This window comes from Streptomyces dysideae (assembly GCF_001514305.1).
Lineage (GTDB): Bacteria > Actinomycetota > Actinomycetes > Streptomycetales > Streptomycetaceae > Streptomyces > Streptomyces dysideae.
Window position 1 is genome coordinate 110,357 of the sequence record NZ_KQ949080.1, and the last position, 13,046, is coordinate 123,402.

Below are 13,046 nucleotides of genomic sequence, written 5' to 3' on the forward strand. Positions count from 1 at the left end.
AGGAGGTCGTCGTGGAGACTCCGGGGTCGCAGTCGTCACTGCACCGAGCCAACCTGGAACGGGTCGTCCGGGCCGTACGGCTGGCCGGGTCCCTCACCCAGGCGGAGATCGCGAGGACCACCGGTCTGTCCGCCGCGACGGTCTCCAACATCGTCCGCGAGCTCAAGGACGGCGGAACCGTCGAGGTCACGCCCACATCGGCGGGCGGCCGCCGGGCCCGCAGCGTCTCCCTCAGCGGGGACGCCGGCATCGTCATCGGCGTCGACTTCGGCCACACCCATTTGCGCGTCGCGGTCGGGAACCTCGCCCACCAGGTGCTGGCCGAGGAGTCCGAGCCGCTGGACGTCGACGCCTCCTCCACGCAGGGCTTCGACCGGGCGGAAGAGCTGGTCAACCGGCTGATTGCGGCCACCGGAGTCGACCGCTCCAAGATCGCGGGCGTCGGTGTCGGCGTGCCGGGACCGATCGACGTCGAGTCCGGGACGCTGGGTTCGACCGCCATCCTGCCCGGCTGGACGGGCACCCGGCCCGCCGAGGAGCTGCGCGCCCGTCTCGGCGTGCCCGTGCACGTCGACAACGACGCCAACCTCGGCGCCCTCGGCGAGCTGGTCTGGGGCAGTGGCCGGGGGGTGCGAGACCTGGCGTACATCAAGGTCGCCAGCGGTGTCGGCGCCGGGCTGGTCATCAGCGGCAGGATCTACCGGGGCCCGGGTGGCACAGCGGGAGAAATCGGTCACATTACTCTTGATGAGTCCGGCCCTGTCTGCCGCTGCGGAAACCGGGGCTGCCTGGAGACCTTCGCGGCCGCGCGCTATGTGCTTCCGCTCCTCCAGTCCACTCACGGCACCGACCTGACCATGGAGGGCGTCGTGCGGCTGGCCAGGGACGGAGACCCGGGCTGCCGTCGGGTGATCGCCGACGTCGGCCGACATATCGGCAGTGGAGTCGCGAATCTCTGCAATCTCCTGAACCCGAGCAGAGTGGTCCTGGGCGGTGATCTCGCCGAGGCCGGTGAGCTGGTGCTCGGCCCGATAAGAGAGTCCGTCGGCCGCTACGCAATCCCCAGTGCGGCACGTCAACTCTCCGTTCTCCCGGGGGCACTTGGAGGTCGTGCGGAGGTTCTCGGAGCACTCGCTCTCGCGCTCAGCGAGATGGGTGATTCAACCCTTTTGGACAGCACGCTGCATGCGGCCACGCCTGCCTTCACTTAGAGAACGGAAGGCACCGTTGCCAAGCCGTTAAGGATTTACTTCTTGACGTCGCACGTGTGGCCGAGTTGACTTCCAGCCACCTCGGCCGCAGCGTTGCGGCCCTGTCAGGGAGGCACACCCCCAATGAACGCATCGATGCGTAGAGTCGTGATCGGCACCGCCGCGGTTTCGCTGGCACTCACCGCGGCCGCCTGTGGCAAGGCCGGCGACGACGACTCCGACGGCGGTAACGCGGGCGACAGCAAGACCATCGGTCTGCTGCTGCCCGACAGCGTCACCGAGCGGTACGCGAAGTTCGACCGCCCGTTCTTCGAGGCCAAGGTCAAGGACCTGTGCGACGACTGCACGGTCGAGTACGCGAACGCCGCGGGTGACGCGGGCAAGCAGGCCCAGCAGGTCAGCAGCATGATCACCAAGGGCGTCAAGGTCCTCGTGATCAGCGCCCAGGACTCCGCCGCCATCAAGTCCTCGATCCAGTCCGCGGTCGACAAGGGCATCAAGGTCATCGCGTACGACCGCCTCGCCCAGGGCCCGGTCTCCGCGTACGTCTCCTTCGACAACGTCAAGGTCGGTGAGCTCCAGGGCCAGGCGCTGATCGACGCGCTCGGCGACAAGGCGACCACCAAGTCGAAGGTCGTCATGATCAACGGTGACGACGCCGACCCGAACGCCGGTCAGTTCAAGGAGGGCGCGCACAAGGCCCTCGACGGCAAGGTCGACATCGCCTACGAGCAGTCCGGCCTCTGGAAGGACACCGTCGCCGCCCAGAAGATGTCCGCGGCCATCACCCAGCTGGGCGCCAAGAACATCGCGGGCGTCTACGCCGCCAACGACGGCATGGCCGGTGGTATCGCGAACACCCTCAAGGGCGCCGGCGTCAGCGGCATCCCGCTGACCGGTCAGGACGCGGAGCTCGCGGGTATCCAGCGCATCGTCGCGGGCACCCAGTCCAGCACCGTCTACAAGGCCTTCAAGCCGGAGGCGGACGCCGCCGCCCAGCTCGCGGTCAACCTGCTCGAGGGCAAGAGCATCGACGACCTCGCCACCGAGACGCTGACCAGCGGCTCCGGCGACAAGGTGCCCTCGCAGCTGCTGACCCCGGTGTCGGTCACCAAGGACAACATCAACGACACGGTGATCAAGGACAAGCTCTACACCGTCCAGGAGATCTGCACGGCCGCGTACGCCAAGGCCTGCAAGGACGCCGGCCTCGAGTAGGCACGCGCCCCGAGTGGCCGCTCGCCCGAGCGGCCACTCGAACTCCGGGCAGAGACTCGGGTCCCGAGCCGGGGACCCGGGTTTCACGACCGCCGAGCGGTCCCGCGAGACACGTCCGACGCCCGCCCTGGCCCTCAGACCCCGCTGCCGGGGCGGGCGTCGGACGGAACCGTTGCCAAGCGCAGCGGCTTCACGCATGTTCATCCTGTAAACCTTGTGCGTTTCGCACATCCCTCCGCGCCCTACCCCAAGCGCGGGACCCCGCCGGTCAGGCGGCGAAGGAGATGGTTCACGTGTCCGCTACGCCCGTGTTGGCGTTGCGCGGAGTCTCCAAGCGATTCGGTGCGGTCCAGGCACTCACCGATGTCGATCTGGAGGTCCACGCCGGAGAAGTGGTCGCCCTGGTGGGCGACAACGGCGCAGGAAAGTCAACCCTGGTCAAGACGATCGCGGGTGTCCACCCCATCGATGAGGGCGTCATCGAGTGGCAGGGCAACCCGGTCAGCATCAACAAGCCGCACGACGCACAGGGACTCGGCGTCGCGACCGTCTACCAGGACCTCGCCCTGTGCGACAACCTCGACGTGGTCGGCAACCTCTACCTCGGACGTGAACTGCTGCACCACGGCGTCATCGACGAGGTGACGATGGAGAAGAACGCGCGCGAACTGCTGAGCACGCTCTCCATCCGCATCCCGAGCGTACGCATCCCGATCGCGAGCCTCTCCGGTGGTCAGCGTCAGGTCGTCGCCATCGCCCGTGCGCTGATCGGCGACCCCAAGGTCGTCATCCTCGACGAGCCCACCGCCGCCCTCGGCGTCGAACAGACCGCGCAGGTCCTCGACCTGGTCGAGCGGCTGCGCGAGCGCGACCTCGGCGTCATCCTCATCAGCCACAACATGGCCGATGTGAAGGCGGTCGCGGACATGGTCCACGTCCTGCGCCTGGGCAGGAACAACGGTGCCTTCTCCGTGAAGGACACCAGCCACGAAGAGATCATCGCCGCGATCACCGGTGCCACGGACAACGCCGTGACCCGCCGTGCGGGGCGGCACAGCACGGAGGCGGCACAGTGAGCGACACGTCCAAGGTCGAGAAGACGGAAGGCGTGGTGGAGACCCAGTCCACCGTGGCCCCCGCCGACGATCCCACGGCCGCCGCGGTGGCCGTCGTCGACCCGCGTCTGCTGGTCCGCGAAGAGGGCTTCAAGGGCTACTGGACCGAGTTCAAGCGCAAGACGAAGGGCGGTGAGCTGGGCTCGCTGCCGGTCGTCATCGGACTGATCGTCATCTGGACGATCTTCCAGCTGAAGAACGACCGCTTCCTCAGCGCCGACAACCTGTCGAACATCAGCTACTTCCTCTCCGCCACCGGCATGATCGCCATCGGCCTGGTGTTCGTGCTGCTGCTCGGCGAGATCGACCTGTCCGTCGGCTCGGTCAGCGGTCTGGCGTCCACACTGTTCGCGGTGTTCGTGGTCGACCACACCATGAACGGTTGGCTGTCCCTGTTCCTGACCATCCTGACGGGCATCGGCATCGGTGCGCTGCACGGCTGGTTCTTCGCGAAAATCGGCGTGCCGGCGTTCGTGGTGACACTCGCCGGCTTCCTCGGCTGGAACGGTCTGATGCTGTGGCTGCTCGGCTCGAGCGGCACCATCAACATCCCGTCCGACTCCGGCCCGGTGCACCTGCTCGGCCAGAACTCCTTCTTCATGGACCAGGCCATCATCGGCGCCTACGTGCTGGCCGGCCTCGGTGTGACGTCCATGGCCGTGGGCTCGTTCACCGAGCAGCGCCGCCGCCGTGCCGCGGGGGTGCCGTTCCGGCCCACCAGCGAGATCCTGCTGCGGGTCGGGCTGCTCGCCGTGGCGTCCTTCCTCGCTGCGGCCGTGCTGAACAACGCCTCGGGTGTCTCCAACGCGCTGGTGATCTTCCTCGCGGCGCTGGTGATCGTCGACTTCGTGCTGCGGCGCACCACGTACGGCCGTAAGGTCTTCGCGGTCGGCGGCGGCATCGAGGCGGCTCGCCGTGCCGGTATCAACGTGCCGATGATCCGGATCACCGTGTTCGCCATCGCCGGTGGGTTCGCGGCGGTCGGTGGCATGTTCTTCGCGGGGCAGACGGCCAGTGCGACGCTGAACGCCGGTGGCGGCAACACGCTGATGCTGGCGATCGCGGCGGCGGTCATCGGCGGTACGAGCCTCTTCGGTGGGCGCGGAACCGTGTGGTCGGCGCTGCTCGGCATGCTGGTGATCCAGTCGATCCAGACCGGTCTGGATCTGCTGAACATGAACACGTCGATCCAGTACATGATCACCGGTGCGGTGCTGTTGGGTGCGGTCGTTATCGACTCCGTCTCTCGTAAGAGTCAGAAGGCCGCTGGACGCGCCTAGACGCAGCTGGTCGCGCAGTTCCCCGCGCCCCTGAGGGCGTGACTGTTGCCCGGTGCCGAATGGGTACCGGGCAACAGGTGTGTCGTAGGACAGGCACATCTTGGGTACAGCCGATCGCGTGACGTATGACGCACCGCCCGGGCGCCGGGCGCAAAGGCGGAACATTAGACTCGACAAGCCCGGCAACAGCTCGAACAGCTCTACTGCAAGGAGGCACGGGTGCCGCTGCTGACCCGCATCAGGGGACCGCGTGATCTGGACCGGCTCAGCCTGGAGCAGCTGGACCAGCTGGCAGAGGAGATCCGGACCTTCCTCGTCGACGCCGTCTCCAAGACCGGCGGCCACCTCGGCCCCAACCTCGGTGTGGTGGAGCTGACCATCGCCCTGCACCGGGTCTTCGAATCGCCCAAGGACAGGGTGCTCTGGGACACCGGCCACCAGTCCTACGTCCACAAGCTGCTCACCGGCCGTCAGGACTTCTCCAAGCTGAAGATGAAGGGCGGCCTGTCCGGCTACCCCTCGCAGGCCGAGTCCGAGCACGACGTCATCGAGAACTCGCACGCGTCCACGGTCCTCGGCTGGGCCGACGGTCTCGCGAAGGCCAACCAGGTGCTGAAACGCGGCGACCACGTGGTCGCCGTGATCGGTGACGGCGCTCTCACCGGCGGTATGGCCTGGGAGGCGCTCAACAACATCGCCGACGCCAAGGACCGCCCGCTGGTCATCGTCGTCAACGACAACGAACGGTCCTACGCCCCGACCATCGGCGGCCTCGCCAACCATCTGGCGACGCTGCGGACCACGGACGGGTACGAGCGGTTCCTCGCCCGCACCAGGGAGGTGCTGGAGCGGACCCCCGTCGTGGGCAGGCCGCTCTACGAGACGCTCCACGGTGCCAAGAAGGGCCTCAAGGACTTCATCGCGCCCCAGGGCATGTTCGAGGACCTCGGCCTGAAGTACGTCGGCCCCATCGACGGCCACGACATCGAGGCCATGGAGTCCGCGCTGGCCCGCGCCAAGCGCTTCGGCGGCCCGGTCATCGTGCACTGCCTCACCGAGAAGGGCCGCGGCTACCAGCCCGCCCTCCAGGACGAGGCCGACCGCTTCCACGCCGTCGGCAAGATCCACCCCGACACGGGCCTGCCGATCGCCTCCTCCGGCGCCGACTGGACGTCCGTCTTCGGCGAGGAGATGGTCAAGCTCGGCAAGGAGCGGGAGGACGTCGTCGCCATCACGGCGGCCATGCTGCAGCCGGTCGGGCTCGACAAGTTCGCCAGGGCCTTCCCGGAGCGGGTCTACGACGTCGGCATCGCCGAGCAGCACGGCGCCGTCTCCGCGGCCGGCCTCGCCACGGGCGGGCTGCACCCGGTGTTCGCGGTGTACGCCACCTTCCTCAACCGTGCCTTCGACCAGGTCCTCATGGATGTCGCCCTCCACAAGTGCGGGGTGACGTTCGTACTGGACCGGGCCGGCATCACCGGCACCGACGGCGCCTCCCACAACGGCATGTGGGACATGTCGATCCTCCAGGTGGTGCCCGGCCTGCGGCTGGCCGCGCCGCGTGACGCCGACCAGGTCCGGGCCCAGCTGCGCGAGGCCGTCGACGTCACGGACGCGCCGACCGTGGTCCGCTTCTCCAAGGGCGCCGTCGGCCCCGCCGTACCCGCCGTGGGACGGGTGGGAGGCATGGACGTGCTGCGCGAGCCGGGCACGGACACGCCCGACGTGCTGCTCGTCTCGGTGGGCGCGCTGGCGCCCATGTGCCTGGAGATCGCGTCCCTCCTCGACAAGCAGGGCATCTCCACCACCGTCGTCGACCCGCGCTGGGTCAAGCCCGTCGACGAGGCCATGGCCCCGCTCGCCGAGCGGCACCGCGTGGTCGTCACCGTCGAGGACAACTCCCGCGTCGGCGGCGTCGGCTCGACGGTCGCGCAGGCCCTGCGGGACGCCGGTGTCGACGTCCCGCTGCGCGACTTCGGCATCCCGCCGCGCTTCCTCGACCACGCCTCCCGCGCCGAGGTGCTGGCCGAGATCGGACTGACCGCGCCCGACATCGCCCGCCAGGTCACCGGGCTGGTCTCCAGGCTGGACGGCCGGTTCGACCGCACGGCGGCCGAGGTCGACTCGGTGGAGCCCGCGCGCGACTGAGTAAGGCAAGGCCGGATGGGCCGGTTCGCCACCCCCTGCGGTGGCGAACCGGCCCCTTCGCGTGCATCTGCACCGCGCGGCATCCGCGCCGACCTCACCCGCGACCACGCCGACGCCGAGTGCTGGTCCAGCGCGGGCGGGCTGTACACGGCCGCCGGTACGAAGATCAGCGACGTTGCCGCAGGTTTCCTCCGGCCTGATCTCCCGGCAGACCTCAGCGCGGGCGCACCGTACGCGGTCCCGCCACCTCCGCCCCCAACTCCCCGACCCGGCGCCGCAGTTCCCGGTCCGCCGTCACGACCAGACACGGGTGGCAGTCGGCCCGTGCCACCAGGTCGACCATGTGGTCGTCCCCGCTGCCGGCCGCCGACTCCACCCGTACCCCCGGCACCGACTCCACCCCACGGGCGGCGCCCTCCACCACCAGCACGATCTCCACGGGCCCCGTACGCCCCGGCACCCCGTCCGCCGCCAACCGGTCCCGCAGCCGCTCGGCGGCCCCCCGCCGGTCCCGCCACCACCCGTCGGGCACCGACCCGACGACGTTCGCGGCGTCGACGATCACGAGCAGCGGGACGTTCTCAGTCATGGGGCAAGGGTCGCACGGACGCGGGATCAGTCCGTCGGCTTCTCGTCGTAGCTGGCGAAGTACGCGGCGACCATGTCCTCGTCGGCGTGGCCCTGCGCGGCCGCCCGTTCCAGGCGCTCGGCACTCGCGGCGGCCACGTCCAGGCGTACGCCGTTGCGCGCGCCGGCCTCGACGATGAGGCGGGCGTCCTTGGCGGCGGTGGCGACCGCGAACTGGGCGGGGGAGAGCTGGTCGTCGAGGACCAGGCCCGCCTTGGCGCGCAGGTAGCCCATGTCGAGCGGGCCGCCGGCGATCAGCTCGAAGAAGCTGTCGGGGTCGACGCCGAGCGCCCGGGACAGGGCCAGCACCTCGCCGGTCGCGGTGGTCGCCGCGAGGACCCAGCTGTTGGCGACCAGCTTGAGCCGGGTCGCGGTGCCGGCCGCGCCGTCGTCGCCGGTCCACACCGTACGGGCGCCCACCGCGTCGAACACCGGCGTGACCGTGGCCCGGCCGGTCTCCGGCCCCGCGGCCAGCACGGTCAGCCGACCGGCCTCGGCGGGCTGGCGGGTGCCCAGGACCGGGGCGTCGTAGAAGAGCAGGCCGTGGTCGCGGGCGAAGCCGGCCAGGTCCTCGATCCCGTCGAGTCCCGCCGTGGTCGACTGCACCCACGCGGTCCCGGACCGCAGCGCGGGAGCCGCCTCGCGCATCACGTCCAGGGTGGCGGGACCGTCGTAGAGCATGGTCAGGACGACGTCGGCGCCGGTCACCGCCTCGGCGGGCGTGGCGGCGACGGTGATGCCGTCGGCGGCGAGCGGTTCGGCCTTGGCGCGGGTGCGGTTCCAGGCCTGGACGGTGTGTCCGGCGCGGGCGAGGTTGCGGGCCATCGCGGCGCCCATGATGCCGGTGCCCAGGACGGCCACGGTCAGCTTGTCGGTCATGATGTCGACTTCCTGGTCTCGCGCGGAACAAACGGTCATTGATCAACATCTCCCACTCCATCACCGTGGGGGTGTGCTCAAGCTCACTTGATCACACGGAAGATGGTGTCCGTATACCTGAACTTGTCCCTAGCAACATCACACTTCCGCCAAGTACTGTCCCAGCTGCCTTTTTAAATCTTCATATGGCGGGTGGGGTGTGTGAACACAGGGGCCAAGCTGCGAAGACGTGTCGCGGGAGGGGCGCTGTCCGTGGCGCTGAGTGTCGGCATGGTCATGGGTCTGCCGCCCGCGGCGGCGACTGCCGGGCCAGCATCGACGCCGCAGGTGACGGGCGAACCGGCCTCGGATGCCAGCCCGTTGACCGAGGCCGAAGCGCTGACGGAGGCCTAGCGGACCGGCACGGATGTGGAGATCGTGTCGCTGCGCAGCGAGAGCAGCGAGGTGTATGCGACACCGGACGGCAATCTCGAAGCGCGGGAGCATCTGCGTCCCGTACGCGCGCGGGTGGACGGCGCATGGAAGCCGATCGACACCGGCCTGGCGAAGAGCGCCGACGGCACGGTCGCGCCCAGGGCTACGACGGTACAGCTGGAGTTCTCCGGCGGCGGTGATGCGCCCCTGGTGCGCATGGAACGCGCCGGACGTGAACTCGCCCTGTCCTGGCCGACGAAACTTCCGGCCCCCGAACTCGACGGGGACACCGCGACCTACCGGAACGTCCTCCCGGACGTGGATCTGCGCATGGGTGCTCAGGAGGATGGCTTCACCCAGCTGCTCGTGGTCAAGTCGGCCGAGGCGGCGGCCAATCCGGAGCTCGCCGAGTTGCGTCTGAAGCTGTCCGCCCAGGGGCTTGACGTGCGCGAGACGGCGTCTGGCGGTCTGGAAGCGGTCGACGAAGGCGCCGGGAGCGCGGTGTTCGAGGCTCCCAAGCCTGTCATGTGGGACTCCAGCCCCGGCAAGACGGCCGCTGCGGATCCGACCGCCGAGAACAGCGCGGCGTCCGGATCCGCCGAGTCCGCCCTTAGCACCACCGCCCTCGCATCCGGCGACGGAGCCACCGAGGGGGGCGAGCCCGGCGCCGGTGAGTCCGGAAAGCTTGCGCCCGTCGGTGTGGAGCTTCCGGCCGAGGGCCGCGAGCTGGTGCTCAAGCCGGACGCGGACGTCCTGAAGGGCCCCGACACGCAGTACCCCGTCTTCATCGACCCGCAGTGGTACTCGCCCAAGCCGTCCGCGTGGACGATGGTGTCGAAGTACTGGGCGTCGGCGCCGCAGTGGAAGTTCAACGGCGAGTCCACCGCCGGCATGGGCTACTGCGGCTGGTACTACTGCAAGCCGTACGACACCAAGCGGCTCTTCTACCGCATCCCCGTCTCCAAGTTCGCGGGCCGGCGCATCCTGTCCGCCGAGTTCGTCGTGCGCAATACCTGATCGGCGTCCTGCTCGGCCCGCGGTGTGCAGCTGTGGCGTACGAAGGGCATCAGCTCGTCGACCACCTGGAACTCCCAGGACGACTCGAGCTTCTGGATCGACCACCTCAGGACGGGGAGCTTCGCGTACGGCTACGACGGCTGCGCCACCAAGGACGCGGAGTTCGACGTGCAGTCCGCGGTGCAGCAGGCCGCGAACGGCAAGTGGTCGACGATGACCTTCGGTCTGAAGGCGTCCAGTGAGACGGACGAGTACGGCTGGAAGCGTTTCTCGGACGACGCGTTCCTGCGGGTCAAGTACAACCGTCCGCCGCCCCAGCTCAAGATGTCGCAGCTGACGATGCAGTACGGCGGCACCTGCAAGAGGCCCTCCGTCCAGGCACGCGTCCACACTCTGGGCCAGATCTACGCGGACAGCGTCACTGACCCCGACGGCGACCAGGTCGCCGTGCAGTTCCAGGCCAAGTGGGACGCGGGCGACGGCAAGGGACTCATCGCCCGCTGGAAGCCGCCGCTGACGAGGTACAAGAAGTCGGGCTCCAGCTTCTCGATCGCGCTGCCCTCGTCGATCACACCGAACAAGCAGGTGCACTGGTACGCGCGGGTCCGGGACACGGACAGCGTGGGCGAGGGCAACTACTCGCCGTGGTCGTACGCCGGTGACCCGACCGGCTGTTACTTCGTCTACGACACCGATGTGCCCGAGGCACCGACGGTCGCGTCGGGCGAGTACCCGTTCTCGGATCCGGAGGACCCGAACGACCCGTGGTACGACGGCATCGGCAAGTACGGGTCGTTCGAGATGAAGGCCGCTGACGGCGACGTGACCAAGTACTGGTACGGCGTCAACGTCGATCCGTCGTCGGCGAACACGATCACGACGTCGGGCGGCGCGGCCAGGACCGTCGCACTGCTGCCGCCCAAGGTCGGTCCCAACACTCTGTACGTCTCCTCCGTCGATTCGGCAGGCAACGTGTCGGAGGCTGCCGGGTATCGGTTCCGGGTCAAGGCCGGACAGCCGGAGCGGGCGACGTGGCAGCTGGACGACGCTGCCGGGGCGAGCGCAGCCCAGGGATCGGCGCCGGAGCGCACCGCCGAATTGCGCGGCGGTGTGACACCCGGCGTGGCCGGGGCCAAGGGGATGGCGGCGTCGTTCGACGGGGTTGACGACTACGTGGTCACTGACATCCCCACGGTGGACACCTCGACCGGGTTCGCCGTCTCGGCGTGGGCGAAGCTGTCGGCGATGCCGGACCATGCGGCGATCGTCGCGGCGCAGCCGGGCAACCACGCGCCGGGCTTCGAGCTGTACTACTCGAAGGCGTACGACCGGTGGGTGTTCAACCAGTACACGGCCGACACCACGGGCGCGGGCATCGCACGGGCCATGCAGGCATCGGCGGGTGGTGTGAAGGCCGGCGAGTGGACGCACCTGGTGGGCAGCTACAGCGCGAGCAGCGATGAGCTGAAGCTGTACGTCAACGGGGCGCTGGCGGGGACCACGACGTACAGCTCGGCGTGGGACGCGCGGCGTGGTCTGCAGATCGGCGCCGGTTCCTACAGCGGGCAGCCGGGGTCGTTCTTCCCTGGGGCGATCGACGAGGTGCAGATCTTCGACAAGCCGGTGTCGGCCGGCGAGGTGACCCGGCTGTACGGCAAGGAGTCGCTCATCTCGGGCCGTCCCGCGAGGGCGGTGTTCCCCTTGGACGAGCTCGTTACGGACAGCGAAGGCAACCCCACGACCGTGGTGACGGGCGCCGCGGAGGTACCGTCCGCGACGTTCTCCGGCGGCGCTGCCCCGGGGCAGCCCGGCATCGCGGGCAAGGCGCTGACGCTGGACGGGGCGGACGACTACGCCACCACCGGGCGGCCGCTGTTGAACAACCAGCGCAGCTTCGCGGTTTCCGCCTGGGCGAAACTGCCCAGGACCAAGCCCGACCACGCCGCGGTCGTCGTGACCCAGGCGGGCACGTACCGGCCGGGGCTGGAGTTGTACTACTCCAAGGCGTTCGACCGGTGGGCGGTCAACCAGTACTCGGCCGACTCCTCGAGCGCCACACCGATCCGGGCGATGCAGGCCGACGGGCAGACCGCCTACGGCGACACATGGACCCACCTGGTGGGTGTGCACGACACCGTCGCCAACAAGCTCACCCTGTACGTCAACGGGGTCAAGGCCGGGGAGACGGCCCTGCAGGCAGGTTGGTACGCGGGCGGCGCTGTGCAGATCGGCGCGGGCTCCTACGACGGCCAGCCCGGCTCGTTCTTCTCCGGACAGATCGACGACGTGCGCCTGTTTGACCGGCCGGTCTCCGCCGACGAGATCCGGCAGTTGTTCCGGCAGCGGCCGCTGGTCAAGGGCCGCTGGCTGTTGGACGAGGTGACCACCGGCACCCCGGCCACCAGCCCGGACGCCCCCGCCGAGAACAGGGCGCTGACCGTGGGCGGCGGTGCGCAGACCGGACTCGGCTGGGTCGACAGCGGCGCGCTGGAACTGGACGGCGTCGATGACTACGCGGCGACCGCCACGCCTGTCATCGACACGGGCGCCAGCTTCACGGTGATGGGCTGGGTCACGTCGGCCGGTGTCCCGACCCGCAGCGCTGCTGTGCTGAGCGCGCCGGGCGCCTCCAACAGCGCCTTCGCCATTCGGCACGTACCCGCGGACACGGGCGCCGGGCGCTGGCAGATCTCGATGCCGGACTCCGACTCGGCGGACGCCGCGGTCGTACGCGTCGAGAACCATCAGTTCTACGACGCACGGGACTGGAACCATCTGGCGCTCGCGTACGACGGCTTCACCAAGGAGGCCCGGCTCTATGTGAACGGGCAGCTGGAGGAGGTCGCCTGCGCGGACGTGGACGGTGACGGCGAGTCCGACGACACCACCTGCGCCGACCGGTTGTCGCGGTCCGAGAACGTCCTGTCGTACAAGGCCACGGGCGGGCTGCAGATCGGCCGGGCCAGGACGGCGGGAACGTGGGGCGAGTACTGGCCCGGCGCCGTCGACGACGTGTGGGTCTTCCAAGGCACGCTGAGCGATTCTCAGATCTCCCATCTGTCGCTGGGCATGTGGGGAGTCGCCACCGAGGTACCCGGCACGGACTGACCGGGAACGGTGCCGGCCCGTCGCCATCG

The 13,046-nt window shown here is 69.4% G+C and carries 10 protein-coding genes; 8 read left to right on the forward strand and 2 right to left on the reverse strand.

Annotated elements, in window-relative coordinates:
* Positions 1 to 11 precede the first annotated feature (11 nt).
* The 5 genes from AQJ91_RS12455 to dxs all read left to right on the forward strand — a co-directional run bounded on the left by AQJ91_RS12455 (position 12) and on the right by dxs (position 6,972).
* Complete coding sequence (locus AQJ91_RS12455) at positions 12 to 1,211, forward strand: ROK family transcriptional regulator (protein ID WP_067019747.1); 1,200 nt, start codon at positions 12 to 14, stop codon at positions 1,209 to 1,211.
* Positions 1,212 to 1,346: 135 nt separating this feature from the next.
* The gene (locus AQJ91_RS12460) at positions 1,347 to 2,429 is read left to right on the forward strand and encodes a sugar ABC transporter substrate-binding protein (protein WP_067019750.1); all 1,083 of its coding nucleotides are present in this window, start codon (positions 1,347 to 1,349) and stop codon (positions 2,427 to 2,429) included.
* A 284-nt stretch (positions 2,430 to 2,713) separates the two neighbouring features.
* The gene (locus AQJ91_RS12465; protein WP_079084856.1) at positions 2,714 to 3,505 is read left to right on the forward strand and encodes an ATP-binding cassette domain-containing protein; all 792 of its coding nucleotides are present in this window, start codon (positions 2,714 to 2,716) and stop codon (positions 3,503 to 3,505) included.
* Entirely contained in the window at positions 3,502 to 4,824 is a 1,323-nt protein-coding gene (locus AQJ91_RS12470) for a sugar ABC transporter permease (RefSeq protein WP_067019755.1), read from the forward strand. The genes AQJ91_RS12465 and AQJ91_RS12470 overlap by 4 nt, the downstream gene beginning before the upstream one ends.
* Before the next feature lie 219 nt (positions 4,825 to 5,043).
* A complete protein-coding gene (gene dxs / locus AQJ91_RS12475) occupies positions 5,044 to 6,972 on the forward strand; it encodes a 1-deoxy-D-xylulose-5-phosphate synthase (protein WP_067019757.1) in 1,929 nt (642 codons plus the stop codon).
* Positions 6,973 to 7,186: 214 nt separating this feature from the next.
* On the opposite strand, the gene AQJ91_RS12480 is transcribed toward dxs, so the two are convergent.
* Both AQJ91_RS12480 and AQJ91_RS12485 read right to left on the reverse strand, forming a co-directional pair.
* On the reverse strand, positions 7,187 to 7,561 hold the full coding sequence (locus AQJ91_RS12480) for a PIN domain-containing protein (RefSeq protein ID WP_067019761.1): 375 nt from the start codon (positions 7,559 to 7,561) through the stop codon (positions 7,187 to 7,189).
* Between the two features lie 26 nt (positions 7,562 to 7,587).
* Complete coding sequence (locus AQJ91_RS12485; RefSeq protein WP_407696846.1) at positions 7,588 to 8,517, reverse strand: NAD(P)-dependent oxidoreductase; 930 nt, start codon at positions 8,515 to 8,517, stop codon at positions 7,588 to 7,590.
* A gap of 213 nt (positions 8,518 to 8,730) precedes the next feature.
* Between AQJ91_RS12485 and AQJ91_RS55455 the strand changes: the two genes are divergently transcribed.
* Genes AQJ91_RS55455 through AQJ91_RS12490 form a run of 3 tightly spaced genes read left to right on the forward strand, consistent with a single transcriptional unit; the run spans position 8,731 to position 13,017 of the window.
* Entirely contained in the window at positions 8,731 to 8,871 is a 141-nt protein-coding gene (locus AQJ91_RS55455; RefSeq protein ID WP_234382137.1) for a hypothetical protein, read from the forward strand.
* A gap of 24 nt (positions 8,872 to 8,895) precedes the next feature.
* Positions 8,896 to 9,909: a hypothetical protein gene (locus AQJ91_RS57745; RefSeq protein ID WP_324617992.1), complete on the forward strand. Its 1,014-nt coding sequence runs from the start codon at positions 8,896 to 8,898 to the stop codon at positions 9,907 to 9,909.
* Between the two features lie 24 nt (positions 9,910 to 9,933).
* On the forward strand, positions 9,934 to 13,017 hold the full coding sequence (locus tag AQJ91_RS12490) for a LamG-like jellyroll fold domain-containing protein (protein WP_324617993.1): 3,084 nt from the start codon (positions 9,934 to 9,936) through the stop codon (positions 13,015 to 13,017).
* Positions 13,018 to 13,046: the final 29 nt, after the last annotated feature.